Below are 26,602 nucleotides of genomic sequence, written 5' to 3'. Positions count from 1 at the left end.
CATGAGTAAGGACGCATTTTATGCTCTATTGGTTGACCCTGCTGTCGGATGGTGGCGACTTTTTTAACCTGTTTCGCTACATCACCTTCCGGGCCGGCGGCGCGTTCCTGACGGCGTTGATCTTTGGGTTCCTGTTTGGCAAGCCCTTGATCGCCGTGTTGCGCCGCAAGCAGGGCAAGGGCCAACCGATCCGCGATGATGGCCCAGAGGGGCATTTCGTCAAGGCGGGCACGCCGACGATGGGCGGGCTGCTGATCGTAGGGGCGCTTTTAACTTCGACCCTGCTGTGGGCGCGGCTCGACAATCCGTTTGTCTGGCTGGTGCTGTTTGTCACCATGAGCTTTGCCGCGATTGGCTTTGCCGATGATTATGCCAAGGTCAGCAAACAAAACACCGCCGGTGTCTCGGGCAAGCTGCGGCTGTTGTTAGGGCTGATTATCTCGGGCATTGCGGGCTATTGGGCGGCACAATACCACCCTGAGGCGCTGCAGTACAAACTGGCGCTGCCGGTGTTCAAGGACACGCTGATCAATCTGTCGGTGCTGTTCATCCCCTTTGCCATCATCGTGATTGTGGGCGCGGCCAATGCGGTGAACCTCACCGATGGTCTGGACGGGCTGGCAATCATGCCGGTGATGATTGCCGCCGGCACCCTTGGCATCATTGCCTATGCTGTTGGCCGCGTGGATTTCACCGAATATCTGGATGTGCATTACGTGCCGGGCACCGGGGAAATCCTGATTTTCACTGCTGGCATATTTGGCGGCGGACTGGGCTTTCTTTGGTACAACGCCCCGCCTGCGGCAGTGTTTATGGGCGATACCGGATCACTGGCGCTTGGCGGCGCATTGGGCGCGATTGCGGTGGCGACCAAGCACGAGCTGGTACTGGCGATTGTCGGCGGTTTGTTTGTGGTCGAAGCGCTGAGCGTGATCATTCAGGTGCTCTATTTCAAACGCACCGGCAAGCGGGTGTTCCTGATGGCACCGATCCACCACCATTATGAGAAAAAGGGTTGGGCCGAGCCGCAGATCGTGATCCGGTTCTGGATCATTTCGCTGATCCTGGCGATGATCGGGCTGGCGACGCTGAAAATCCGGTAAGGGTCTGATCCTAGAAAATCGACCAGTTCATCTGGCGGGCAAGGATCGCCAAGGCTTCGGTGCCTTTGTGCGAATTGCCATAACGGTTGAGCCCCGGCGACCAGACCGCGATGCTGGCCTGACCGGGGACGATGGCCAGAATGCCGCCGCCAACCCCGGACTTGCCCGGCAGGCCCACACGATAGGCAAAATCGCCCGATCCGTCATAGTGGCCGCAGGTCAGCATCAGCGCGTTCAGACGCCGGATGCGCCCGGCAGAGACAAGACGCGGCAACCCCGGTGCATCGACAAGGAACCGGCCCGCCATGGCCAGTTGCCGGACGGACATCTCTATCGCGCAATGGTGAAAATAGGTGCCCAGCGTCAGCTCGGGCGCATTCTTGAGATTGTCAAAAGACGCGAGGAAATGCGCCAAAGCAAAGTTGCGATGACCAAAGGCGGTCTCTGACGCGGCCACAGCGTCGTTGATGTGGATGTCATCGGTGCCAGCGGCGGCGCGGACAAATTGCACAATCTCCGCCAAAGCCTCGCGCGGGGGGCGGTGGCCCAGCACCTCGTCCGTGGTCACGATGGCGCCGGCGTTGATGAAGGGATTGCGCGGGCGGCCTTGTTCCTGTTCGAGCTGCACGATAGAATTAAAGGCGCGGCCCGAGGGTTCGCGGCCAACCCGCTGCCACAGCTGATCGCCCGACCGACCAAGGGCGATGGCAAGGGTGAAGACCTTGGTGATGGATTGCACAGAGAAAGGCACTTCGCTGTCGCCCGCCACATGGCAGGTGCCGTCTGCCGTGACCACGGCAATGCCAAACTGGTGCGGGTCTACATGCGCCAGTTGCGGAATATAGGCAGCGACATCGCCCCAATGGTCATCCTCGCGCATGCGCCCATTGAGGCGCGACAGCAGGCCGGGCAGGTCAAGGGCATTTGATCTTGGCATGGGCGGGTCTTTCTGGCGGAGGCGCATGTGGTTCGGTCGAGGTTGGGTAGCAGGGGCAGGCGGGTGTTTCCAGTGGCGGCAGGGGGCCAGCCCCCATCGCGGCAGGCCGCGATTCCCCCGGAATATTTAGGGCCAAAAAGGGACAGGGTGGATGGTCTTCGCCGCGCCCTTGCGCCATCTTGCCTGCAAAAGAAGGGGATGGCGATGATTCCGGTGCAAGGATTGGCGGGGACGCAGGTTGCGGTTTTGGGGCTGGGCCGGTCGGGGCTTGTGGCCGCGCGGGCCTTGGCCGCAGGCGGGGCTGTGCCGCTGTGCTGGGATGACAATCCGGCGGCGCGGGAAAAGGCCGAGGGTGAAGGGTTTGCCTGTGTTGACCTCAAGCGCGTTGGTTTTGAGGGTATTGCCCGGCTGATCGTCAGCCCCGGCATTCCGCATCTTTACCCTGATCCCAACCCAGTGGTGGCCGCGGCACTGGAGGCAGGGGTGCCGGTGGACAATGACATCGGCTTGTTTTTCCAAAGCTTTGCCACCCGCGATTGGGACAGTTTTGACATCAGTCCGCGGGTGGTGGCTGTCACCGGATCGAACGGGAAATCCACCACATCGGCCTTAATCCATCACATTCTGGAGCAGGTGGGCCGGCCATGCCAACTGGCGGGCAATATTGGGCGCGGAGTTCTGGATTTGGACCCGGCGATTGACGGCGAAGTGGTTGTGCTAGAACTGTCGAGCTATCAAACCGATCTGGCCCGCAGTCTGACGCCGGATGTGGCGGTGTTCACAAATCTCAGCCCGGATCATCTGGACCGGCATCATGGGTTGGGGGGATATTTCGCGGCCAAGCGGCGGCTCTTTGCAGAAGGCGGACCGGACCGTGCAGTGATCGGTGTGGATGAGGCCGAGGGGCGTTTTCTGGCCGGTCAGTTGACGGAGGGGCCAACCGATGACCGGGTGATCCGGATCAGCGTGGCGCAAAAGCTGACCGGGCCGGGCTGGCAGGTGTTTGCCCGCAAGGGGTTTTTGTCTGAGTACCGCAAGGGCAAACAGGTGGCGTCGGTTGATTTGCGCGGGGTTGCCGGGTTGCCCGGTGCGCACAACCATCAGAACGCCTGTGCCGCCTATGCGGCCTGCCGGACGCTGGGTCTGGCGCCCAAGGTGATCGAGGCGGCGTTCCACAGCTTTGGCGGTCTTCCGCACCGATCCCAGACCATCGCCGAGAAAGATGGCGTGCGGTTTGTCAACGACAGCAAGGCCACCAACGTGGACAGCGCGGCCAAGGCGCTTGCGGCGTTCAGCAACATCCGCTGGATCTGCGGCGGGCTTGAGAAAGAGGGCGGTCTTGGCGGGCTGGCCGGGGCCACGGGCGGGGTACGCAAAGCCTATGTGATCGGGCGCGAGGCGGCGGGATTTGCCATGCAACTGGACGTGGAGGCCGAGGTTTGCGGTGATATGGCGACGGCGGTTGCCCGCGCGGTGGCGGAGGCAGAGGCGGGCGATGTGGTCCTGCTGGCCCCGGCGGCGGCGAGTTTTGACCAATACGACAGTTTCGAGCGGCGCGGCGATGATTTTGCGGCGCAGGTGACAAAACAGCTGGGCTAGGTCAGGCCACCTGCGCGGGCAGCGGCCATTGCAGAAGACCATGCCCATTGGAAGTTGTAACCGCCGAGCCAACCGGTCACATCCACGGCTTCGCCGATGAAATAGAGGCCCGGAACGGTTTTTGCCATCATGGATTTGGAGGACAGTGCATCTGTGTCTACCCCGCCGAGGGTCACTTCGGCGGTGCGGTATCCTTCGGTGCCGGAGGGGACCATTTGCCAGTTTTGCAGGGCGTCACAGAGGGCCATGAGCCGCGCATCGGACCAATCGGCCAGATTTCCGGTCAGGTCATGCATCGCGCCAAGATGATCTACCAATCTGGAAGGCAGGTGGGCGGACAGTTCGGTGGTGAAATTGCGGCGGCCATAGTTTTGACGCTGGTCTCGGAGCGCGTCGAACAGCGCGGTGTGCGGGTCCAGATTGACGGTGATCGGCGCGCCATCCTGCCAATAGGAGGAGGCTTGCAAGACCGCTGGTCCTGACAGCCCGCGATGGGTGAAGAGCAGTGCCTCATCAAAGCTGGTGCCGCCAGCGCCTACACGGGCAGGGACCGCGGTGCCTGAGATCGGGGCGAACCGCGCATCGGTGAATGTGAAGGGCACCAATCCCGCGCGGGTCTCTGTCACCGGAAGGCCAAACGCAGCGGCGACATCATAGGCAAAGCCCGTTGCGCCCATCTTGGGGATGGATTTTCCGCCTGTTGCGATCACGAGGTTATTTGCGGTCACTGATGTATCGCCCTCAGGTCCATGCAGGGTCAGGGCAAAGCCGCTAACTGTCTTACGGATGTCTGTGGCATGGCTTTGCAGGTGCAGATCGACACCGGCCTTTTGCATCAACGCGCGCAGCATGGCGATGATCTCTTTGGCGGAGACATCACAAAAGAGCTGGCCCAAGGTCTTTTCGTGCCATTTGATGCCGTGTTGATCGACCAGTTCAACAAAGTCCCATTGGGTGTAACGGGCCAGGGCGGATTTGACGAAATGCGGATTGCCAGAGAGGAAACTGCCGGGATCGCAATACATATTGGTAAAATTGCAGCGCCCGCCACCGGAAATGCGGATCTTTTCACCGGGCGCCTTGGCGTGATCAATCAGCAGCACCTTACCGCCCGCATGGGCTGCGCACATCATGCCTGCCGCGCCTGCACCTATGATTGCTGTATCCACCTGCATGGGGCGGCTCTGCCTGCTTTGGTCGGGGTGGTCAAGATGCTGTGAGGGGGATTGCCGCCCCGGTATGGGGCGTTAAGTCGGTTGAGAAACGCAAGAAAGGACAAAACATGAAAACGCTAGAGGCCGGACAGGCATTCCCCACCATGACCGCAGAGAGGCTGGGCGGGGGGCAAGTGAACCTTGGCACGCCCTCAGATGGGTTCGACTGGCAGATGGTGGTGGTTTATCGCGGGCTGCATTGCCCGATCTGTAAAAGATACCTTGCCAAGCTCGAAAATCTGGCGCCGCAATACCACACCGAGGGCATCGAAGTGGTCGCAGTGTCTGGCGATCCTGAGGAAAAAGCGCAGGCGATGGTGGACGAAAAAGAACTGACCCTGCCGATGGGGTATGGGCTGAGCATTGCGCAGATGCGAATGCTTGGGCTTTATGTCTCGGACCCGCGCAGCGCCAAGGAAGCCGACCGGCCCTTCCCCGAACCTGGCCTGTTTGTGATCAACGAAAAAGGCAATGTGCAAATCCTTGATGTGTCCAATGCCCCCTTTGCCCGGCCAGAGCTGGAGGGCATCCTGAACGGCATCAAATTCATCCGCGCCAATGACTATCCGGTGCGCGGAACCCACAGCGCGGCGTAATTCGCGGAGAACTGCCACCGGGGGATCATCCTCCGGTGGAAATCCACTAGATTACAGGGGCTTTTCGCGTTATGCTGCCTTTTAGACCCCGAAAAGGGGCGACGTGCCGGGCAGAAGCCAGGACGCGGCAGTTGAAGGCAGTGTAAGGCAGAGCCCATGACAGAAATGGTCTATGGTGCGGTCCCGGTACGGGATGGCGAACCGATTCTTCCAAAATGGTGGCGTACAGTTGATAGATGGGCGATGTCCTGCATCCTCATGCTGTTTCTGGTTGGCATGTTGCTGGGGCTTGCGGCATCGCCGCCCTTGGCCGCCAAAAACGGGTTTGAACCCTTTCATTATGTGCAGCGACAGGCGTTTTTTGGCGCTCTGGCGATGATCGCGATGGTGCTGACCTCGATGATGTCGCCGGTTCTGGTGCGGCGGTTGGCGGTGCTTGGGTTTATTTGCGCCTTTGTGGCGTTGGCGTTGCTGCCGTTTCTGGGTACGGATTTTGGCAAGGGCGCGGTGCGCTGGTATTCGCTTGGCTTTGCCTCGATCCAGCCATCCGAATTTCTCAAACCCGGTTTTGTCGTGGCGGCGGCCTGGATGATGGCCGCAAGTCAAGAGATTAACGGTCCTCCGGGGCGGCTGTGGTCTTTTGCGCTGTGCATTGCGATTGTGCTGATGCTGGCGATGCAGCCTGACTTTGGGCAGGCCTGTCTGGTGCTGTTCGGTTGGGGCGTGATGTATTTTGTGGCTGGTGCGCCGATCACACTGTTGGTCGGTATGGCTGGTCTTGTTGTTGTTGCTGGCACGGTGGCCTATTCCAATTCCGAACACTTCGCCCGGCGCATTGATGGCTTTCTCAGCCCCGATGTCGATCCCACAACGCAGCTTGGCTATGCCACCAATGCGATCCGCGAGGGCGGGCTCTTTGGTGTGGGTGTGGGCGAGGGGCAGGTGAAATGGTCCTTGCCGGATGCGCATACGGATTTCATCATCGCGGTGGCGGCCGAAGAATACGGGCTGATCCTCGTTCTGTGTATTATCCTGCTGTATTCCGGTGTGGTGGTGCGGTCGCTGCTGCGGCTGGTGCGCGAGCGTGATCCATTTATCCGGCTGGCGGGCACGGGACTGGCTTGTATGTTTGGGGTTCAGGCGATGATCAATATGGGTGTTGCAGTGCGTTTGCTGCCGGCCAAAGGCATGACCTTGCCGTTTGTCAGCTATGGCGGTAGTTCGGTGATTGCATCCGGGATCGCGGTTGGCATGTTGCTTGCCTTTACCCGCACAAGGCCCCAGGGCGAGATTTCTGATATACTGGGCCGCGGCCGGGCACGCTGACCGTGCCAGAGGGCGGCACAAGGAGACGGCCATGACGGCACCGCTTTTGATTATCGCAGCCGGAGGCACCGGCGGGCATATGTTCCCCGCGCAGGCGCTGGCCGAGGTGATGCTGGCCCGCGGCTGGCGGGTGCGCCTGTCGACGGATGCGCGCGGGGCGCGTTACACGGGTGGCTTCCCGGATGCGGTTGAGATTGTGCAGGTCAGCTCGGCGACCTTTGCCCGTGGCGGTTTGGCGGCCAAGGCAATGGTGCCGCTGCGCATCGGTGCGGGGGCGCTGAGCGCTATGGCGCGGATGCTGCGCGACCGGCCTGCGGCGGTTGTAGGATTTGGCGGCTATCCGTCCATTCCGGCGCTGGGCGCGGCTTGGGCCTTGCGGCTGCCGCGGATGATTCATGAACAAAACGGTGTCCTGGGCCGGGTGAACGAGGTGTTTTCCAAACGCGTCGATGCGGTGGCCTGCGGCACATGGCCCACGACCCTGCCCGAAGGGGTGGAGGGCGTGCATGTGGGCAATCCGGTGCGCGGTGCGGTACTGGACCGCGCGGGCGCTGGCTATATCGCGCCGGGGGACTATCCGATGGAACTATTGGTGATGGGCGGCTCGCAGGGCGCGCGTATCCTGAGCGACGTTGTTCCGCCTGCCATTGCCAACCTGCCGATGGAGATGCTGCGCAATATCCGGGTCAGCCATCAGGCGCGGGATGAGGATGGTGAACGGGTGTCCGCGTTTTATGCCGAACACGGAATTTCCGCTGATGTGCAGCCGTTCTTTGACGATGTGCCGCGCCGGATGAGCGAGGCACAGCTGGTGGTCAGCCGCGCGGGCGCCTCTTCGGTTGCGGATATTTCGGTGATTGGCCGGCCCTCGATCCTGATCCCCTTTGCTGCGGCCACCGGCGATCACCAAACCGCCAATGCGCGAGGTCTGGTAGAGGCAGGCGCGGCAATCATGGTGCCGGAAGACGCGGCGAACCCCGAAAGCCTGACAGAACAAATCCACATGGTGCTTGGCAACTCTGATGCGGCCATGCAAATGGCGCTGGCCGCGCTGTCGGTCGGCAAGCCCGAAGCGGCCGAGGCATTGGCACAGATGGTCGAAGCGCTGGCCCAAAAAGGAAAACAGACATGAACGCAGCCGCCACCAAATTGCCCACCGATGTAGGGCCCATCCATTTTGTCGGTATTGGCGGCATTGGCATGTCCGGCATCGCCGAGGTGTTGCTGAACCACGGCTATACCGTGCAGGGCTCTGACCTGAAGGCCAGCAAGATCACCAACCGGCTGGTCGAATTGGGCGCAACGGTGTTTGAAGGCGGTCAAAAGGCGGAAAACATCGAACATGCCGAGGTTGTGGTGATCTCATCCGCGATCAAGCCGGGCAACCCGGAGCTTGACGCCGCGCGCGCCGCTGGTCTGCCGATCGTCCGCCGGGCCGAGATGCTGGCCGAACTGATGCGCCTGAAATCCAACATCGCGGTCGCAGGCACCCATGGCAAGACAACAACCACAACGCTGGTGGCGGAACTGCTGGTCAAAGGCGGGATCGATCCAACGGTGGTCAATGGCGGGATCATTCACGCCTATGGGTCCAACGCCCGGATGGGGCAGGGCGAATGGATGGTGGTGGAGGCCGACGAAAGTGACGGTACTTTCAACCGCCTGCCGGCTACCATCGCGATTGTCACCAACATCGACCCTGAACATATGGAACATTGGGGCGATTTTGACACGCTGCGGCAGGGTTTTCTTGATTTTGTGTCGAACATTCCGTTCTACGGGCTGGCTGTGTGCTGCACCGATCACCCTGAGGTGCAGGCGCTGGTGGGCAAGATCACCGACCGCCGTGTTGTGACTTATGGCTTCAACGCGCAGGCCGATGTACGGGCCAGAAACCTGCATTACAAAAATGGCGTGGCGCATTTTGATATCTATCTGCAAGCTGAAGACATCGTGATCGAGGATTGCAGCCTGCCGATGCCGGGGGATCACAACGTCTCCAACGCCCTATCGGCGGTGGCCGTGGCGCGGCATCTGGGCATGAAAGCCGAAGAGATCCGCGGCGCATTGGCCAGCTTTGGCGGCGTTAACCGCCGGTTCACAAAGGTGGGCGAAGTTGATGGCGTGACGATCATTGATGACTATGGCCACCACCCCGTTGAGATTGCCGCCGTCCTTAAGGCCGCGCGGCAAGCGACCGAGGGTCGTGTCATCGCGGTGCATCAGCCGCACCGTTACAGCCGTCTGCATGATCTTTTTGACGACTTTTGTGCCTGCTTCAACGATGCGGATGTGGTTGGCATCGCCGATGTCTATTCCGCCGGAGAAGACCCCATCGAAGGGGCGGACCGCGACGGTCTGGTGGCTGGTCTGATCCGCCACGGCCACCGTCATGCCCGCGCCGTGCAGGATGGCGATGATCTGGCGCGGTTGGTGCGTGAACAGACAAGTCCGGGGGACATGGTTGTCTGCCTTGGCGCTGGTACAATCAGCGCTTGGGCCAATGAGCTTCCAGACCGGTTGAAAGCCATGAAAGGCGCGGCGGCGTGACCTTGCTTTGGCTCTGTGTGTTGTGGGTCTTTGCCTCCGTTGGGGTGGCGATGTTGCCCATGCGGCGGCAATATGTGCCGGGGGTGGCGCTTTTGCTGGCGGCACCTGTTCTGATCGTGATGATCGGATTGCAGATGGGCTGGCTGATTGCGGCACTGGCGCTGGCTGCATTTGTCTCAATGTACCGTAACCCGCTGAAATTCCTGATCGCAAAGCTGCGCGGGCAAAATCCGCAGGTGCCGGAATGAGTCTTTCCCTGACGTTGGCCTGTTTGTGGGCCGTAGTGGCCAATGTGCTGGCCATGACACCCAGCAAAGACCAGCATTGGCGCAACGCCTATATTCTTATCGCATTGGGCCTGCCGGTCGTGGGTTACGTTGCCGTTCAACATGGGCCTTGGGTGGCGCTTTTGGTTCTGGCGGGGGCCTGTTCGGTGCTGCGCTGGCCGGTGATCTATCTGGGCCGGTGGTTGCGCCGTGTGGTGCTGCGCCGGGATGGCGCGGCGGAATGAGCCTGCTGGTTGCCTCGCTTGTTGCGGTGCTGGCGGTCTGGATGGCAGCTTGCGCTTGGACTGGATTTCATTTCAATATCAAACGGTTCATTGCGGTTTTGATCATCGGATTAGGGCTCAATATGATCTGGATGATGGGCTGGCTGAACGCGCATCCCTTTGAGATCAACGCGTTGATTGCCCAGGCCTCGGCGGTTCTTTATGCGCTTTGCGCCTTTGGGGCGGGTTGGTTTGCTGGACGCATTCACCGCGCTTGGGTGGCCAGCCGTGTGGACCAAAGCGATGTTTGACCCGCACCAGATTTGCCGCTAGTCCCGCGACATGACTGATGAGAATTTCCCCCCCGTGCGCGGCAAGCTGACGCCGCAACGTCCCTTGAACGATCTGACCTGGCTGCGTGTGGGCGGGCTGGCAGATTATCTGTTTCAACCGGCCGATTTGGACGATCTGCGCGATTTCCTGCGTGAATTGCCGCAAACAGTGGCGGTTTTCCCCATGGGCGTGGGCAGCAATCTGATTGTGCGCGATGGTGGCTTGCGGGCTGTGGTGATCCGTCTGGGGCGCGGTTTTAACGGGATCGACGTGGACGGTGATCAGGTCACCGCAGGCGCGGCGGCGCTGGATGCCCATGTGGCCCGCAAGGCGGCGGACGCAGGGCTGGACCTGACATTCTTGCGCACCATTCCGGGCAGCATCGGCGGTGCAGTGCGCATGAACGCTGGGTGCTATGGCAGCTATACCGCCGATCATTTTGTGTCGGCCAAGGCTGTCACTCGTGCTGGAGAGCTGATCACCCTGACAGCTGATAATCTCAATTTTCGCTATCGTCAAAGCGACTTAGCGGCTGGCGCGGTGATCGTGAGTGCCACCTTTGCTCCGCCAAAGGGCGATCCAGAGACATTGCACGCCCGTATGGAAGATCAATTGCGCAAGCGCGATGAGACCCAGCCGACCAAAGACCGCAGCGCGGGCAGCACATTTCGCAATCCAGCTGGCTTTTCCAGCACAGGCAAGGCCGATGATGTGCATGATCTCAAGGCATGGAAGGTCATCGACGACGCAGGCATGCGCGGGGCCCGTGTTGGCGGCGCCCAGATGAGCCCGAAGCACTCCAATTTTATGATCAATGCCGATCAGGCCACCGCCGAAGATCTGGAAAGATTGGGCGAAGAGGTGCGGAAAAAGGTTTACGCAACCAGTGGGATAAGGCTAGAATGGGAAATCATGCGCATCGGTGAATTTTTAGGCGATCCGGTGCCTGAGGCATAAGCCGAAAATCGGCAAATAAACTGAAAATAAGGGCCGCAAAAGGTCCGGGACAAAAGGCACTCCGGTGGGTACGTCGAGCAGGACAACCCCGACAGTGGCGGTATTGATGGGTGGCCCCTCGGCAGAGCGCGAGGTCTCGCTGTCCAGTGGGCAAGCCTGCGCAGCCGCACTAAGGGAACGGAACTACAAGGTGATCGAGGTCGATGCAGGCCCCGACCTTGCTGCCGTTTTGACACAGATAAAACCAGACGCTGTTCTCAACTGCCTGCATGGCCGTTGGGGCGAAGATGGCTGTGTGCAGGGTTTGCTGGAATGGATGCAGATCCCCTACAGCCATTCGGGGGTGCTGTCATCGGCGTTGGCGATGGACAAACAGCGCACCAAAGAGATTTACCGCAGTGTTGGCCTACCGGTTGTGCAAAGCACAATTGCCGCCGCCGATGATGTGCGCCGCGATCACGTGATGACGCCGCCCTATGTGGTCAAACCCAACAACGAAGGATCCTCCGTTGGGGTCTATCTGGTGGGCGCGGAAAACAACGGCCCGCCGCAGCTTGGCCCCGAAATGCCAGAGTTTGTGATGGTCGAAGCCTTTGCGCCGGGGCGCGAATTGACCACCACAGTGATGGGCCAGCGGGCGTTGACGGTGACGGATATCCTGACCACCGGTTGGTATGATTATGACGCCAAGTACAAAGAGGGCGGATCATCCCATGTGGTGCCTGCCGATGTGCCGGCTGAAATTTTTGAGCTCTGCCTTGAGTATGCTTTGCGGGCGCATAATGCTTTGGGGTGCCGGGGTGTCAGCCGCACGGATTACCGTTGGGATGAAAGCAAGGGCGCCGACGGTTTGGTGCTGCTTGAGACCAACACGCAGCCGGGCATGACTGCCACATCACTGACGCCGGAACAGGCTGCGGCTTGCGGCATCTCTTTTCCCGAGCTTTGCGCCTGGATGGTGGAGGACGCGACATGTTCCCGCTGACCCTGCGCCGCAGCTCTGCCAAATCGGCCAAGGCCAAGGCCGATCCCGCGCCATCGCGCTGGTCGTGGCGCATGCAGCGGTTGATGCTGACGCCGGGGTTTCGGCTGGGTCTGCGGGCCGGGGTTCCATTTTGCCTGACCTTGATGGCCGCTACGATTTACCTGTCGAGTGAGGAACGCCGCGAGGCGATTGCGCTTGCGGTGTCCGATGCGCGGCGCAGCATCGAAGAGCGCCCTGAATTTATGGTCAAGCTGATGGCTGTAGATGGGGCGACAGGGGCGCTTGCCGCAAATGTGCGGGCGCTGGTTCCGGTCGAATTTCCCGCCAGTTCCTTTGACCTTGATGTGACAGAGTTGCGCCAGCAGATCACCGATCTGGACGGCGTCAAGAATGCCAGTGTGCGGATCAAACCGGGCGGAATTTTGCAGGTGGATGTGACACCGCGCATTCCGGTTGCGGTTTGGCGCACCGAAGATGAATTGGTTCTGGTGGATGAGGGCGGCGCGCGGGTCGAAGTGATTGGCAGCCGCGGCGCACGTCCTGATCTTCCATTGATCGCGGGACCGGGCGCAGAAGCGCAGGTACCGCAGGCGTTGCGCCTGATCAACGCAACCGCGCCGATTGGAAAGCGCCTGCGCGGTTTGGTCCGTGTGGGCGAGCGGCGCTGGGATGTGGTTCTGGACCGTGATCAGCGGATCATGTTGCCCGAAACCGGCGCGGTACAAGCGTTGGAACGGGTGATCGCTCTGGAAGGCGCACAAGAGGTTCTCAGCCGTGATGTGTTGGTTGTGGATATGCGGTTGGCCCAAAGGCCGACCGTGAGGATGAGCGAAGAAGCCACAAAACAATGGTGGCAGATCAAACAGATTTCGGGCCAGTGATGCTGGACCTGCGACATGAGGCGGTGAGACGATGACAAATCTATATGACAGCCAACGGTCTATGCGGCACATGCGAAAACTCGCCATGCAGCGCGGTGTTGTGGCCGTTTTGGATGTGGGCAGTTCCAAGATCGCCTGCCTTGTTCTGCGCTTTGACGGGGCGGGGCAGTTGGGCGATGAGGGCGAGATCGGATCGCTGGCCGGGCAGGCGGGCTTTCGGGTCATTGGTGCCGCCACGACACGGTCTCGCGGGGTCCGCTTTGGTGAGATCTGCGCAATGGGTGAAACCGAACGCGCCATTCGCACTGCCTTGCAGGCCGCACAGAAGATGGCCGGCATCCGCGTCGATCACGTGATCGCCTGTTTCTCCGGGGCAGAGCCGCGCAGCTATGGGCTGGATGCGCAGATCGAATTGGATGGGCAAACCGTGTCCGAACAGGATGTCGCGCATGTTCTGGCTGGCTGCGAGGTGCCGGAATACGGCGAGGGCCGCGAAGTGATGCATGCGCAGCCGGTGAACTTTGCGCTCGATCATCGGTCTGGCCTTAGCGATCCGCGCGGGCAATTGGGCAATACACTGTCAGTGGATATGCATATGCTGACGGTCGATGCGGCAGCGGTGCAGCATCTGGCACATTGCATCAAGCGTTGTGATCTGGAACTGGCGGGCATTGCTTCTTCTGCCTATGTGTCGGGGATCTCAGCGCTGGTTGAGGACGAACAAGAGCTGGGCGCGGCCTGTATCGACATGGGCGGCGGATCAACCAGCGTGTCGGTGTTCATCAAAAAACACATGATTTTTGCGGATAGCGTGCGCATGGGCGGCGATCACGTCACCAGCGATATTTCGATGGGCCTTCAGGTGCCGACGGCCAATGCCGAGCGCATCAAAACGTTTTATGGCGGCGTGCACGCCACCGGGATGGATGACCGCGAGATGATCGAAATTGGCGGCGATACTGGCGATTACGAACATGACCGGCGCACCGCCAGCCGCGCCGAACTGATCGGCATCATGCGGCCTCGGGTCGAAGAGATTCTGGAAGAGGTGCGCGTGCGCCTTGATGCGGCGGGCTTTGACCATCTGCCCAGCCAACAAATCGTTCTGACAGGCGGCGGCAGCCAGATCCCCGGCCTTGACGGGCTGGCGAGCAAGATTTTGGGACAACAAGTGCGCCTTGGCAGGCCCCTGCGTGTGCATGGGTTGCCGCAAGCCGCAACCGGGCCGGGCTTTGCCTCGGCGGTGGGGCTTTCGCTCTTTGCGGCGCACCCTCAGGACGAATGGTGGGACTTTGCGATACCGGCGGACAGCTATCCGTCAAAGTCGCTCAAGCGCGCGGTTAAATGGTTCCGCGACAATTGGTGACCGCAATATGCGGTGGAAGGCCCGAAATGCATGGCAAATCGGCGAAAAAATGCCCATATTTAGCTGGTTTTAATCGATTAATGGGTGACGGTGCGGGTGTAGACCGTTAAGATTACCCGCAATTGGTGGCGAAATAAGCCTGCGAACGTGGGCACATAAACAGGCGGACAGCATTATGACACTCAATCTTTCCATGCCGGGGCATGACGACCTGAAACCACGGATCACCGTTTTCGGTGTGGGCGGGGCAGGCGGCAACGCGGTCAACAACATGATCGACAAATCGCTTGAAGGCGTCGAATTCGTGGTGGCGAACACCGACGCGCAGGCCCTGCAACAAGCCAAGGCGGAAAGTCGGGTGCAGCTGGGCATCAAAGTGACCGAAGGGTTGGGCGCGGGCGCGCGGGCCACAGTAGGCGCCGCGGCGGCCGAGGAAAGCATTGAACAGATCGTGGATCATCTGGCGGGCGCACATATGTGCTTTATCACCGCTGGCATGGGCGGCGGCACCGGCACCGGAGCGGCCCCGATCATTGCCCAAGCGGCGCGTGAACTTGGTGTTCTGACCGTTGGCGTTGTGACCAAACCTTTCCAGTTTGAAGGCAACAAGCGGATGCGTCAGGCCGAGGAGGGCGTTGATGCCCTGCAAAAGGTCGTGGACACGCTGATCATCATTCCAAACCAGAACCTGTTCCGTTTGGCCAATGAAAAGACCACCTTTACCGATGCCTTCTCCATGGCGGATGATGTTCTTTATCAAGGGGTTAAAGGCGTTACCGATCTGATGGTCCGCCCCGGATTGATCAACCTCGATTTTGCCGATGTACGCGCCGTTATGGACGAAATGGGCAAAGCCATGATGGGCACAGGCGAGGCCGACGGCGAAGATCGCGCCATTCAGGCCGCCGAGAAAGCCATTGCCAACCCGCTGTTGGATGAAATCAGCCTGCGCGGTGCAAAAGGCGTATTGATCAACATCACCGGCGGTCAGGATCTGACCTTGTTCGAACTGGACGAAGCGGCCAACCGCATTCGCGAAGAAGTCGACCCAGATGCCAATATCATCGTCGGCTCCACGATGGACGACACGCTGGGCGGCATGATGCGCGTCAGCGTTGTGGCCACCGGGATCGATGCCGTTGAGGTCAACACAGATATCCCTGTGCCGCGCCGCTCTATGAGTGCACCTTTGACGCCGCAGACCGTGGCCGAAGAGGCGCCTGTCGATGTGGCTGAAGAAACACCAATGGTGGCCGAGGTCGCACAGGCCGAAGATCAGGCCCCGCTGTTTGAAGATCTGGACGTGCAACGCGCCGCCGAGGAAGAACAGGTGGATCACCTGTTTGCCGAAGAAAACGCCGATGCGGACGATCTGCCTCCTCCGGCCTATCAGCCTCAAGTCGCAGCTTTTGAACCACGTCAGGAAGAAAGTCTTGAGGCCGAGCCTGATACCTTTGTCGCACCACGCGCCCCGGCCCCCGGAACTCCATCCCCAGAGGCGCTGGCGCGTCTGCGGGCCGCGGCCCAGAAAGCCGCACCAGAGCAACAGCAAGCCCCCGCTGCCGCCCCGCAAGCGGCACCGCAGGCGGAGAAGCCACGCTTTGGAATCAACTCGCTGATCAACCGTATGACCGGCCATGCAGAAGGCGAAGCGCAGCAGCGTCCAGCCCGCCAGCAACCGCAAATGCAGCCTCAGCACGGGCAGGCGGCCGCCGCGCCTCAGCCACAAGAAACCTCTGATCCCGATCAAGAACGGATCGAGATTCCTGCGTTTTTGCGGCGTCAGGCAAACTGATCGCCTCACAAATGAGCCATGAAGGGTCGCTTTTCAGCGGCCCTTTTTCGTTGTAAATCAGCGATCTAGTTTGCCGGTGGCGTCTTTGCGCTCAATCATTACAGCCATGTTTCAGTCCGTTACAAAGATTGAGTTGAGGCTGCGGTGTCTGCCGCTTACTTCCATGGCAACCGCTGCGGCGGGATTCGGATACAGGCGGACTGCGTGCAGAACACGATCAAATCTTCCATCAGCTTTACGGGCAAAGGCCTGCACTCCGGTGCACCGGCCACCGTGACCGTGCGCCCCGCCGGGGCCCATCACGGCATCTGGTTTTCCCGCAGCGATGTTTTGGTTGGTGACCGTCTGATCCCCGCCCGTTGGGACGCGGTGAACCGTTCGCCATTGTGTACCAAGTTGGAAAATGCCTCTGGTCTGGCCGTTTCGACGGTTGAACATTTGATGGCGGCGCTGGCCGGTTGCGGCATCCACAACGCGATGATCGACATCGACGGACCCGAAGTGCCGATCCTTGATGGTTCTGCGATCCCGTTTGTGCGCGGCTTTATGCAACGCGGCATTCGGCAGCTGTCCGCGCCCGTGATGGCGTTTGAGGTGCTCAAGACCGTTACCGTTCAGGACGGCGAAGCAACCGCAACAATCGCGCCAGCGGACACGCTGCGCATTGATTTCGAGATTGATTTCACCGATGCGGCCATTGGGCATCAGAAAAAGTCTTTGGTGATGAACAACGGATCCTTCGCCCGTGAACTGTGTGACAGCCGTACGTTCTGCCGTCAGGCTGATGTGGATGCGATGCAGGCCAATGGTCTGGCGCTGGGTGGCGATTCTGGTGAAAACGCGGTTGTCTTTGACGGTGACCGCGTGATCAGCCCCGGCGGCCTTCGCTATGCCGATGAACCCGTGCGCCACAAGATGCTGGATGCCTTGGGTGATCTGGCTTTGGCCGGTGCGCCGATTTTGGGCCATTACACCGGATTTCGCGCAGGTCATTCCCTGACCAACACCTTGCTGCGTGCGCTCTTTGCCACGCCCGGTGCGGTGCGGTTGATCACTTGTGATGCACAGACAGCAGCGCGGTTGCCGGGTGCAGGCCTGATCTGGGACGAAATTCCGCAGGTTGCCTAACAGTTGTGATCTTGTGTGATCATAGCGCTATTGCCATTGAAGCATGGCTCAAGTGCATGTAATTCCTTACAGATAACGACGACGGTGTGGCAATTCCTCGGACTTTTCCCTGCGGGACACCACAAAGTGCGGAATCGGCGTTTTGCAACGCAAATTATTGTGCTAGGCAAGGTCGCAAGAAGGGTCGGGTGACCATGTGTTTAACGATACAAAGGGTGGGGGCATGACAGTGGCGGGGTCGCGTAAGCGGATGATCGGTGCGGTGCTTGTGGTTGCGGCTTTGACGGCTTGCGGCGCACGGGATGCCGGGCGCACCACGACGAATTTCTTCAACCCTCAGGAAATCCCGCTTGAGACCTATTCCGCCGAGCAGATCTTTGAACGGGGCGAGTTTGAGCTGAACCGCCGCCGCCCTAAAGAGGCCGCGTTCTATTTCGCCGAGATTGAGCGGCTTTACCCCTATTCAGATTGGGCCCGCCGCGCATTGATCATGCAGGCCTTTGCCTATCACAAGAACAAAGACTACCCCGACAGCCGGTCTGCCGCGCAGCGTTTCATTGATTTTTACCCTGATGATGACGATGCCGCCTATGCGCAGTATCTGCTGGCGCTGAGCTATTACGACCAGATTGACGAAGTGGGCCGTGATCAGGGTTTGACCTTTCAGGCGCTGCAATCGCTGCGTGACGTGATCGAGCAATATCCGGACAGCGAATATGCCAAATCCGCGATCCTGAAATTTGATCTGGCCTTTGACCATTTGGCTGGCAAAGAGATGGAAATCGGCCGCTATTACCTGCGCCGCAATCACTACACCGCTGCAATCAATCGTTTCCGCGTTGTTGTTGAGGATTTCCAGACCACGACCCACACTGCGGAAGCTTTGCACCGTTTGGTTGAAGGATACCTGTCGCTTGGTCTGACCAATGAGGCCCAGACCGCCGCAGCGATCCTTGGTCATAACTATCAATCCTCGGATTGGTATGAGGACAGCTATAAACTGCTGACCGGGCAAGGGCTTGAGCCGAAGTTCTTTAAGGACAACTGGCTGGGCAAGATTTACCGCCAGACCATCAAGGGCGAGTGGTTGTAACGCGTGGGGTAATTCCCCACTCTACGGGCTGATCTGATGCTGCGCGGGCTTGATATATCGGACATGCTGATCATTGACCGGCTGGAGCTTGGCTTTCAACCGGGGTTGAATGTGCTGACCGGTGAGACCGGGGCGGGCAAGTCTATCCTGCTGGATTCATTGGGTTTTGTTTTGGGCTGGCGTGGGCGTGCCGATCTGGTGCGCCAAGGAGCGGAGCAGGGCGAGGTCACCGCATGGTTTGATCTGGCCGAGGGCCATCCGGCCCGCGCGGTTCTGCAAGAGGCAGGGCTGCCGGACGGCGATGAGCTGATCCTGCGGCGGATCAATGGACGGGACGGGCGCAAGACCGCCTGGGTCAATGACCGGCGTTGCTCGGGCGAGGTGTTGCGGGCGCTTTCGGAAACCTTGGTGGAATTGCACGGGCAGCATGATGACCGGGGTTTACTTAACCCGCGTGGGCATCGCGCCATTCTGGATGATTTTGCGGGCAACGGGGCGGCACAGGCCAAGGTGCGCAAGGCATGGTCGGCCCTTGCAGCGGCGCGAAAAGCCGCCAAGATCGCCGCCAGCGAACGCGAAGCTATTGAAGCCGAAGAAGAATTCCTGCGCCATGCGGTCGCCGAGCTGGACAAGCTGGACCCGCAAGAGGGCGAAGAGGCGACGCTGGATACCAAACGCCGGATGATGCAGAGCGCGGAAAAGATCCGCAGTGATGTGGTCAACGCCTATGAGATGATGGGCCAGAACGGCGCAGAGCGGCATATGGGTGATGCGTTGCGCTGGCTTGATGGGGCGGCGGCACAGGCCGAAGGGGCGCTTGAGGCACCGATGGCGGCGCTAAACCGTGCGATGGTGGAACTGGATGATGCCATGTCCGGCGTGGCCGATGCGATTGATGTGATGTCGTTTAATCCGATTGAGTTGGAAGAGACCGAAGAACGCCTGTTTGCCATCCGCGGACTGGCCCGCAAACATGACGTGGCTCCTGATGAGTTGGCAGGCTTTGCCGATACCCTGCGGGCCAAGCTGGATGCGCTGGATGCGGGCGAGGCGGCGCAGGCGGCGCTGGAGCAAGAGGTAAAGGATGCAGAAGCCGCCTATGAGGCGGCGGCGGACGCCCTGAGCCGTAGCCGTGCCAAGGCGGCGGCCAAGCTGGACAAGGCAGTCGCAGCGGAACTGGCCCCTCTCAAGATGGAGCGGGCTGTGTTTGAAACGCAGATCACCACCGAAGAACCGGGACCGGACGGCCGTGATGGCGTGTCTTTTACCGTGGCCACAAACCCCGGTGCGCCTGCTGGCCCGCTGGGCAAGATCGCATCAGGCGGTGAACTCAGCCGGTTTTTGCTGGCGCTCAAGGTCTGTCTGACCCAAGGCCAAACAGGTTTGACCATGATCTTTGACGAAATTGACCGCGGCGTGGGCGGCGCAACCGCCGATGCGGTCGGGCGGCGTCTTTCGGCGCTGGCCGAAGGCGGGCAGGTTCTGGTTGTCACCCATTCACCGCAGGTGGCGGCCCTCGGGGCGCATCACTGGCGCGTGGCCAAGGGCGTGGCCAAGGGCGTCACAACCTCAACGGTGGTGCCGCTGGCCCCAGAGGAACGGGTGGATGAAGTGGCGCGGATGTTGTCGGGCGATGTGATCACCGACGCCGCCCGCGCCGCCGCCGAGGCCTTGTTGGCGGGGTAGGCGGGATGGGGCAACGTCATAAGTCTTTGCTCCGATCTGTGCGATCCCTTATGGCGGTGGTGTCATGACCCAGCGCCCGCCTTCCTTTCTGGCAGAACAATTTGATCAGGCGGTCTGCGCCTGCCGCGATGGTATCAGGGTCATCCGCACCCGTGGTCCGGGCAAGATTACCTTTTGGTTTATTGCTCTGCTGATCGGCATCGCCGCAGGATTTGCCGCGCTGTTTTTTCGAAAAGGGATCAATTGGTTACAGGCCGCTCTTTACGGCACAGAAGATGTGCAGAACCTGCACAGCTTTCTCACGGGGTTGCCGTGGTATTACATCGTTCTGATCCCGACCATTGGCGGTTTGATTGTCGGGCTGATCCTGCATTTCTTCACCCATGATGCGCGGTCGCGGTCCGTCAGTGACGTGATCCTTGGCGCCGCGATGCATGATGGCCGTGTCGAGACCCGCGCCGGTCTGGCCTCGGCCCTGTCGTCGATGATCACGCTCAGCACTGGTGGGTCGTCAGGCCGTGAAGGGCCGGTTGTGCATCTGGCGGGGGTTATTTCCACCTGGGTCAGCCGCCGCATCAACGCGGATGGCATCACCGGACGGGATCTGCTGGGCTGCGCCGTGGCGGCGGCGGTGTCGGCCAGCTTTAATGCGCCCATCGCCGGGGCGCTCTTCGCGCTGGAGGTGGTCTTGCGCCACTTTGCCGTTCATGCCTTTGCGCCCATCGTCATCGCCTCTGTCGCAGGTACAGTCATCAACCGCTGGGAATTTGGCGGCGTCACTGAGTTTATCCTGCCGACTTACGGCGATCTGCAATTTTACGTCGAACTGCCCGCGTTTTTGCTTTTGGGCCTCACCTGCGGTCTGGTCTCGGTCATCCTAATGCGCGGCATCTTTTGGGCCGAAGATTTTGGCGATGTCATAGAAAAGGCAACGAAACTTCCGCGATGGCTGCGCCCGGCGGTGGCGGGGGCGATCCTTGGCGTGATTGCGATCTGGTTCCCGCATATTATTGGCGTTGGCTATGAGACGACCTCACATGCGCTGACCGGGCAGTTGGTGCTGCATGAGGCGATTATTTTTGCGGTGCTCAAGGTTGCGGCGGTGTCGATCACCTTGGGCGGGCGCATGGGCGGCGGGGTGTTTTCACCCTCGCTGATGATCGGGGCACTGACGGGGCTTGGCTTCGGGCTGATTGCAACGGGGGTGTTTCCCGATGTCTCCGGTTCATCCTCGCTTTATGCGCTGGCGGGCATGGGTGCGGTGGCTGCTGCGGTGCTTGGTGCGCCGATTTCCACCACTTTGATCGTCTTTGAACTGACTGGGGATTGGCAGACCGGCCTCGCGGTGATGGTTGCGGTCAGCATGTCCACCGCGCTGGCCTCGCGCATCGTGGATCGCAGTTTCTTCCTGACCCAGATTGAGCGGCGCGGCATTCATCTGGCAGCGGGACCGCAAGCCTATCTGCTGTCGATGTTCATGGTGGCGCGGATCATGCGCCGCCCCGATGATCCGAGGGCGGCGGATGACGCCGCTTGCTGGGATCTGATCAACGAAGGCACCTATATCGACGGTACGGCGACACTAGAGGCGGCGCTGCCGGTGTTTGAGCAATCAGGGGCGCGGTTCATTCCGGTCGTAACACTCAGCGCCGATGCGCCGCCCGAACTGCTTGGGGCGCTGTTCCACGTCGATGCGCTGAAGGTCTATAACAGGGCCTTGGCCGCCACAGCGGCAGAGGAACATTCCTGATCTAGTGCCAGATCAGATCTGCTCAACGGTGATCTCTTCGATGGGATAAAACGCCAGATGATCCTTGATCGCGGCCACGGCCTCATGCGGATCTTCATAGGACCAAACGGCATTTTCAAGCGTCCGGCTTTTGGTCACCACTGAGAAATAGTGGGCATCGCCCTTGTGCGGGCAATGGGTGGTTTTGTCGGTGCTGTCGAGAAACGCCATCGCGATATCGCCGCGCGGGAAATAGATGACCTCGGGATAGTCGCCCTCTTGCAGGATCAGGGCGTTGGTGGTCTCGCCCAGAACGGCACCACCGGCACGCACGGTCCAATTGGCATCGGATTGTGTAATTGTGATGTGATCGGCCATGCTGTTTCTCCCCACAAGCGTTCATCTGCCCCTTCAGATCGGGGCCGTGGCCGCATCCAACCATAGTTTTGTAACAGGCGATACCCGCGGTCCGATTTTTTCTGCAACCTCCGCATGGTAGGCGTTAAGCCATGTCCGCGCTGCAGGGTCCAAAAGCGCAGGCACAATCAGCCGCCGGTCGATGGGCGCAAAGCTGAGCGTGCGCCAGTGCAACATCTTGCGGTGCGCGTCGCCGCCGGCCAAATCTGGCGCATCTTCGACCACCAATAGGTTCTCGATGCGGATGCCAAATGCGCCCTCGCGGTAGTATCCCGGCTCATTCGACAGGATCATGCCTGTATCCAGTGGCACATGGCTGACCTTGCTGAGCCGTTGTGGCCCCTCATGTACGCTGAGGTAAGCGCCAACACCATGCCCCAGCCCATGATCAAAGTCCTGCCCGGCCAGCCATAGTGGCATCCGGCCAATCGCCTCGATGTCACGCCCCGCCAGCCCGCGCGGCCAGCGCAGGCGGCTCATGGCGATCATCCCGGACAACACACGGGTGAAGGCGGCGCTGGCCTCCTCGGGCGGGGTGCCGATGGCAATGGTGCGGGTGATGTCGGTCGTGCCATCCAGATATTGCCCACCCGAATCCAGCACCAACAGATGCCCGTCCTCAAGGCGGCTGTCGGTGTCTTCGGTGACGCGGTAATGCATGATCGCGCCATTGGGGCCGGTGCCCGCGATGGTCTCAAAACTGATGTCTTGCAGCGCGTTGTCCTTGCGCCGCGCGGCCTCCAGCTGGCTAACCACCTGGGTTTCGGACAGGCTGCCAGCGGGCTGCGCGTCGAGCCACGCCAACACCTCGCAGAGCGCCGCACCATCGCGCAGATGCGCCTGAGCCGATCCGGCAATTTCGGCGGCATTCTTGCAGGCTTTGGGTAGGGCGCAGGGATCATCGCCAAAGGCAGCTGCATCGCCCAAAGCTTCGGCAAGGATGACCGGGACGCTTTGCTTTTCAATGCGCACGAGGTCGGTGATTTGTCCCAGAAAGGCGATCAGCGTTGCAGGGTCATGCACCGTGACCTGCGGACCCAAATGGTCCAGTGCCGTCTCCAGCTTGGACGCGGCGGCGAACAGATCTACCGCACCGTCCTGATGCAGCACGGCAAAGCCATGCATCACCGGATTGCGCGGGATATCCGCGCCGCGCAGGTTCAGCAGCCAGCACAGGCTATCGGGCAGGGTGATCAAGGCCGCCGCATGGCCCGCATCCTGCAAGGCCTTGCCCAGCCGCGTACGTTTATCCTCATGGTTTTCCCCTGCAAATTCAAAGGGGTGCACCTTGGCTGGGGCCATTGGCGGGGCTGGTTGATCTGTCCAGATCCGGTCCACCAGATTGGCGCAGGCCCGCATGTCAATGCCGGTGCCGGACAGCGCCTCAGCCAGTTGTTCCAGCTGCCCTGCGGTGTGCAGCCACGGGTCAAATCCGACCACGCCGCCACCCGGCAATTGTTCCTTGAGCCACTGCGCCAAAGACACTTCTGGCCAAGGCACCGGCGTAAAATCCGCTGCGACCTGCGTCTTGACCTGAGTGCGATAGCGCCCGTCAATGAACACGCCGGCGACGTCTTTCAGCGCCGCACAAAAGCCTGCGGAGCCGGTGAAACCCGTCAGCCAGGCCAGCCGGTCATCATGGGGGGCAACATATTCGCCCTGATGGGCATCGGCGCGGGGAATGAGAAACCCATCAAGGCCCGCTGCAGCCAACTCTTGGCGCAGCGCGGCCAGACGGGGCGGCCCCTGTTCCGGGCGTGCGGTGACCTCGAAACTCTGGAACATCCGCCCCTCCTTCATTTGGCTTAAAAAAACTCAATCCCGCGCTCTCAACCGGCGCGGCGCATCCCCATGACGCGGGCCCGTGCCCGTGGATCACTGTCAAACAGCGCCGCCAGTTGTTCGGTCATCGCACCGGCCAGCTGTTCCACATCCGTGATCGTTACCGCGCGGTCATAATAGCGGGTGACGTCATGGCCGATACCGATGGCCAGCAGTTCCACCGCTTTGCGCTTCTCGACCAAAGCGATCACATCGCGCAGGTGCTTTTCCAGATAGTTGGCCGGGTTAACCGACAAGGTGCTGTCATCCACCGGCGCCCCGTCAGAGATCACCATGAGGATTTTGCGGGCCTCGTGCCGCGCCAGCATCCGGCGGTGCGCCCATTCCAGTGCCTCACCGTCGATGTTTTCCTTGAGCAGACCCTCTTTCATCATCAGACCAAGATTGGGCCGGGTTCGCCGCCACGGGGCGTCTGCGGATTTGTAGATGATGTGGCGCAGGTCATTCAGGCGGCCCGGCTGCACGGGGCGCCCTTCGTTCAGCCATGCCTCACGGGCTTGGCCACCTTTCCACGCGCGGGTGGTAAAGCCAAGGATCTCGACCTTGACGTTGCACCGTTCCAACGTGCGGGCCAGAACGTCGGCACAGATCGCAGCAATGGAAATCGGCCGCCCCCGCATTGAGCCGGAATTGTCCAGCAGCAGCGTCACAACAGTATCGCGGAATTCGGTGTCTTTCTCGACCTTGAAGGAAAGTGGCGTTGTTGGATTGGCCACAACCCGTGCCAGACGGCCCGCATCCAGCATGCCTTCTTCAAGGTCAAATTCCCAAGATCGGTTCTGTTGGGCCTGCAAACGGCGCTGCAGCTTGTTGGCCAGACGGCTCACCGCGCCCTTGAGCGGTTCAAGCTGTTGGTCGAGATAGGCCCGCAAGCGTTCCAGTTCGACAGGATCGGCCAGATCCTCGGCGCCAATCACCTCGTCGTGGGTGTCCATATAGACCAGATAATTGGGATCCGCGTCCGAAACCGGCTGCGGGGCAGGCGGCTCAAGCGGCGCCTCGCCCTCTGGCATTTCCGCCTCTTCGCCCAACTCTTGGTCGGCCATTTCGTCCATCGAGACCTGCGCCTCGGCGCTGTCTTGCTGTTCTTCTTGTGACTGCTCGGCGCTGCCTTCGGCGTCGTCTTCGTCCTGATCGTCCTCGCCGGTGCTGTCGGGGTCTTGTTCTTCTTCCGCGCCTTCTTCGGCCTCGTCTTCCATATCTTCGTCAACCTGGTCGGGATCATCACCCAACTGATCGCCATAGCCCAGATCACTGATCATCTGGCGGGCAAATTTGGCAAATGCGGATTGGTCGTCGAGAATATCACCAAGGGTGTCCAGCGTGCCGCCGGCCTGTTCCTCGATATAGCCGCGCCACAGCTCCATTGCGTTGTCCGCGCCGGGGGGCAATTCGCGCCCCGTCGCCAGATGGCGCACCAGATAACCCGCAGCCGTGGCCAGAGGCACATCGCTGGCCTGTCTGGCCTGATCATAACCCTTGCGCAGGGCCTCGTGCTTGATCTTGACGTCAATGTTGCCTGCGGTGCCGGGCATGTCGCGTGCGCCCACCGCTTCGCAGCGGGCAGTTTCCATTGCCTCATAAAGATCGCGGGCCATTTCGCCTTGTGGTTCATAGCGGGCGTGGGTCTGGCCGTTGTGATAGCGCCGGTTCAGCGCCAGCGCGTCTGCGGTGCCGCGGGCCAGCAGAACCTCTTCGCGGGTCATGCGGCGGGTCACTTGCGGCAGGCGCATTGTGTCGCCGGACAGGCCGGAGGGGTCCACCGAATAGCTGACCGTCAGTTCAGGATCATTGGCCATGACCTTGGACGCCTCGGCCAGCGCCTTTTTGAATGCGTCTGCGGGATTGTCGGATGGTTTAGACATTGGTTGCCCCCATTGCATGCTCGTTCAGATCAGCTTTGCCCGTGGCCAGCTTGACCAAAAGGTCGATATGTATGTCTAGCGCGTCAATCACCCTATAGCCAACGTCGCGCCCGTCAAACGCGAGGTTCAGGTCGGTGCCAGCGAGGACAACTGCATCCGCGCCAGCGTCGATCAGGCTTTGACCCTGGGCAAAGAAATAGCTGCGCTGCGCGTCGGTACAAATACTGGACAGCGCCATATCCAGATAGGTTTGGCCTGAGCCTGCGATATCATCGGGCGCGATGGCTGCGGTGTTTTCAAGCTGGCCGTATAGTTTTGTGCGCATCACCACAGCGGTGCCCAAAAGGCCAACCGTCTTGATGCCCTGCTGGGTAAAGAACCCGTCCAGCGGGGTCACGCCGCTGATCAAGGGCAGGGCGGACAGCGGCACGGTTTCCTCAATGCAGAAATGCCCACCCAGCGAGGTGATCACCGCGCAATCGGCGCCAGCCGCCTGTAGCCGGTCAATCAATCCCGCATAGACTTTTGCCTGCGCGGCGCGGTCATCCGCCAGATTGTTTTTCACCAGAACATTGGCATCCGCGTTCACGATGGTCAGTTCCAGCGGCTGCCCCAATGCGCGCAGGGCTGCCGTCAGTTTTTGATAATAGACAACCGTGGATGCCGGACCGATGCCGCCGATCAAACCTAAGTGCATGACGCCTCCTTAG

The 26,602-nt window shown here is 60.6% G+C and carries 24 protein-coding genes; 18 read left to right on the top strand and 6 right to left on the bottom strand.

Annotated elements, in window-relative coordinates:
- Positions 1–20: 20 nt before the first annotated feature.
- The gene (gene mraY / locus C8N31_RS04815) at positions 21–1,103 is read left to right on the top strand and encodes a phospho-N-acetylmuramoyl-pentapeptide-transferase (RefSeq protein WP_025048858.1); all 1,083 of its coding nucleotides are present in this window, start codon (positions 21–23) and stop codon (positions 1,101–1,103) included.
- A 10-nt stretch (positions 1,104–1,113) separates the two neighbouring features.
- Here the strand turns inward: mraY and C8N31_RS04810 are convergent, their stop codons facing one another.
- Entirely contained in the window at positions 1,114–2,040 is a 927-nt protein-coding gene (locus tag C8N31_RS04810) for a glutaminase (protein WP_025048859.1), read from the bottom strand.
- A gap of 204 nt (positions 2,041–2,244) precedes the next feature.
- Between C8N31_RS04810 and murD the strand changes: the two genes are divergently transcribed.
- Positions 2,245–3,639 carry a UDP-N-acetylmuramoyl-L-alanine--D-glutamate ligase gene (murD, locus tag C8N31_RS04805; protein ID WP_025048860.1) on the top strand — a complete coding sequence of 465 codons (1,395 nt, stop codon included), beginning with the start codon at positions 2,245–2,247 and terminating at the stop codon, positions 3,637–3,639.
- On the opposite strand, the gene C8N31_RS04800 is transcribed toward murD, so the two are convergent.
- Positions 3,636–4,814 carry a BaiN/RdsA family NAD(P)/FAD-dependent oxidoreductase gene (locus tag C8N31_RS04800; protein ID WP_025048861.1) on the bottom strand — a complete coding sequence of 393 codons (1,179 nt, stop codon included), beginning with the start codon at positions 4,812–4,814 and terminating at the stop codon, positions 3,636–3,638. The genes murD and C8N31_RS04800 overlap by 4 nt on opposite strands.
- Before the next feature lie 107 nt (positions 4,815–4,921).
- On the opposite strand from C8N31_RS04800, the gene C8N31_RS04795 reads away from it, so the two are divergent.
- The 16 genes from C8N31_RS04795 (at position 4,922) to C8N31_RS04720 (ending at position 21,789) form a co-directional block, all read left to right on the top strand.
- Positions 4,922–5,449 (top strand): redoxin domain-containing protein, encoded by a 528-nt coding sequence (locus C8N31_RS04795; RefSeq protein WP_025048862.1) that lies wholly within the window; start codon positions 4,922–4,924, stop codon positions 5,447–5,449.
- 156 nt (positions 5,450–5,605) lie between these two features.
- The gene (gene ftsW, locus C8N31_RS04790) at positions 5,606–6,775 is read left to right on the top strand and encodes a putative lipid II flippase FtsW (RefSeq protein WP_025048863.1); all 1,170 of its coding nucleotides are present in this window, start codon (positions 5,606–5,608) and stop codon (positions 6,773–6,775) included.
- A gap of 31 nt (positions 6,776–6,806) precedes the next feature.
- Positions 6,807–7,907 carry a UDP-N-acetylglucosamine--N-acetylmuramyl-(pentapeptide) pyrophosphoryl-undecaprenol N-acetylglucosamine transferase gene (locus C8N31_RS04785; protein WP_025048864.1) on the top strand — a complete coding sequence of 367 codons (1,101 nt, stop codon included), beginning with the start codon at positions 6,807–6,809 and terminating at the stop codon, positions 7,905–7,907.
- Positions 7,904–9,325: a UDP-N-acetylmuramate--L-alanine ligase gene (murC, locus tag C8N31_RS04780; protein ID WP_025048865.1), complete on the top strand. Its 1,422-nt coding sequence runs from the start codon at positions 7,904–7,906 to the stop codon at positions 9,323–9,325. The genes C8N31_RS04785 and murC overlap by 4 nt, the downstream gene beginning before the upstream one ends.
- On the top strand, positions 9,322–9,573 hold the full coding sequence (locus C8N31_RS04775; protein ID WP_025048866.1) for a DUF2484 family protein: 252 nt from the start codon (positions 9,322–9,324) through the stop codon (positions 9,571–9,573). Before murC ends, C8N31_RS04775 begins: the two co-directional genes overlap by 4 nt.
- Complete coding sequence (locus tag C8N31_RS04770) at positions 9,570–9,836, top strand: DUF2484 family protein (protein ID WP_025048867.1); 267 nt, start codon at positions 9,570–9,572, stop codon at positions 9,834–9,836. Before C8N31_RS04775 ends, C8N31_RS04770 begins: the two co-directional genes overlap by 4 nt.
- Entirely contained in the window at positions 9,833–10,126 is a 294-nt protein-coding gene (locus C8N31_RS04765) for a hypothetical protein (RefSeq protein WP_025048868.1), read from the top strand. Before C8N31_RS04770 ends, C8N31_RS04765 begins: the two co-directional genes overlap by 4 nt.
- Before the next feature lie 31 nt (positions 10,127–10,157).
- Positions 10,158–11,105, top strand: a complete 948-nt coding sequence (gene murB / locus C8N31_RS04760; protein WP_025048869.1) for a UDP-N-acetylmuramate dehydrogenase — start codon at positions 10,158–10,160, stop codon at positions 11,103–11,105.
- Positions 11,106–11,211: 106 nt separating this feature from the next.
- A complete protein-coding gene (locus C8N31_RS04755; RefSeq protein ID WP_025048870.1) occupies positions 11,212–12,090 on the top strand; it encodes a D-alanine--D-alanine ligase in 879 nt (292 codons plus the stop codon).
- Entirely contained in the window at positions 12,078–12,971 is an 894-nt protein-coding gene (locus C8N31_RS04750) for a cell division protein FtsQ/DivIB (protein ID WP_025048871.1), read from the top strand. The genes C8N31_RS04755 and C8N31_RS04750 overlap by 13 nt, the downstream gene beginning before the upstream one ends.
- A gap of 31 nt (positions 12,972–13,002) precedes the next feature.
- Positions 13,003–14,337 carry a cell division protein FtsA gene (ftsA, locus tag C8N31_RS04745; RefSeq protein ID WP_025048872.1) on the top strand — a complete coding sequence of 445 codons (1,335 nt, stop codon included), beginning with the start codon at positions 13,003–13,005 and terminating at the stop codon, positions 14,335–14,337.
- A gap of 175 nt (positions 14,338–14,512) precedes the next feature.
- On the top strand, positions 14,513–16,132 hold the full coding sequence (ftsZ, locus tag C8N31_RS04740; RefSeq protein WP_025048873.1) for a cell division protein FtsZ: 1,620 nt from the start codon (positions 14,513–14,515) through the stop codon (positions 16,130–16,132).
- A gap of 204 nt (positions 16,133–16,336) precedes the next feature.
- Complete coding sequence (lpxC, locus tag C8N31_RS04735) at positions 16,337–17,260, top strand: UDP-3-O-acyl-N-acetylglucosamine deacetylase (RefSeq protein ID WP_025048874.1); 924 nt, start codon at positions 16,337–16,339, stop codon at positions 17,258–17,260.
- 223 nt (positions 17,261–17,483) lie between these two features.
- Positions 17,484–18,353: an outer membrane protein assembly factor BamD gene (locus tag C8N31_RS04730; protein WP_025048875.1), complete on the top strand. Its 870-nt coding sequence runs from the start codon at positions 17,484–17,486 to the stop codon at positions 18,351–18,353.
- A gap of 36 nt (positions 18,354–18,389) precedes the next feature.
- Positions 18,390–20,039, top strand: a complete 1,650-nt coding sequence (gene recN, locus C8N31_RS04725; protein WP_025048876.1) for a DNA repair protein RecN — start codon at positions 18,390–18,392, stop codon at positions 20,037–20,039.
- Between the two features lie 64 nt (positions 20,040–20,103).
- Complete coding sequence (locus C8N31_RS04720; RefSeq protein WP_025048877.1) at positions 20,104–21,789, top strand: chloride channel protein; 1,686 nt, start codon at positions 20,104–20,106, stop codon at positions 21,787–21,789.
- 12 nt (positions 21,790–21,801) lie between these two features.
- Here C8N31_RS04720 and C8N31_RS04715 read toward each other — a convergent pair whose 3' ends face one another.
- Genes C8N31_RS04715 through C8N31_RS04700 form a run of 4 tightly spaced genes read right to left on the bottom strand, consistent with a single transcriptional unit; the run spans position 21,802 to position 26,589 of the window.
- Positions 21,802–22,146 (bottom strand): DUF427 domain-containing protein, encoded by a 345-nt coding sequence (locus tag C8N31_RS04715; protein ID WP_025048878.1) that lies wholly within the window; start codon positions 22,144–22,146, stop codon positions 21,802–21,804.
- Positions 22,147–22,179: 33 nt separating this feature from the next.
- Complete coding sequence (locus C8N31_RS04710) at positions 22,180–23,970, bottom strand: aminopeptidase P family protein (RefSeq protein WP_025048879.1); 1,791 nt, start codon at positions 23,968–23,970, stop codon at positions 22,180–22,182.
- Between the two features lie 44 nt (positions 23,971–24,014).
- Positions 24,015–25,892, bottom strand: a complete 1,878-nt coding sequence (cobT, locus tag C8N31_RS04705) for a cobaltochelatase subunit CobT (RefSeq protein WP_025048880.1) — start codon at positions 25,890–25,892, stop codon at positions 24,015–24,017.
- On the bottom strand, positions 25,885–26,589 hold the full coding sequence (locus tag C8N31_RS04700) for an aspartate/glutamate racemase family protein (protein WP_025048881.1): 705 nt from the start codon (positions 26,587–26,589) through the stop codon (positions 25,885–25,887). The genes cobT and C8N31_RS04700 overlap by 8 nt, the downstream gene beginning before the upstream one ends.
- Positions 26,590–26,602: the final 13 nt, after the last annotated feature.

The organism is Sulfitobacter mediterraneus (genome assembly GCF_003054325.1).
Taxonomy (GTDB): Bacteria; Pseudomonadota; Alphaproteobacteria; order Rhodobacterales; family Rhodobacteraceae; genus Sulfitobacter; species Sulfitobacter mediterraneus.
Note: the sequence above shows the minus strand (reverse complement) of the source record. Positions and strands in the feature narration are given on the sequence as shown.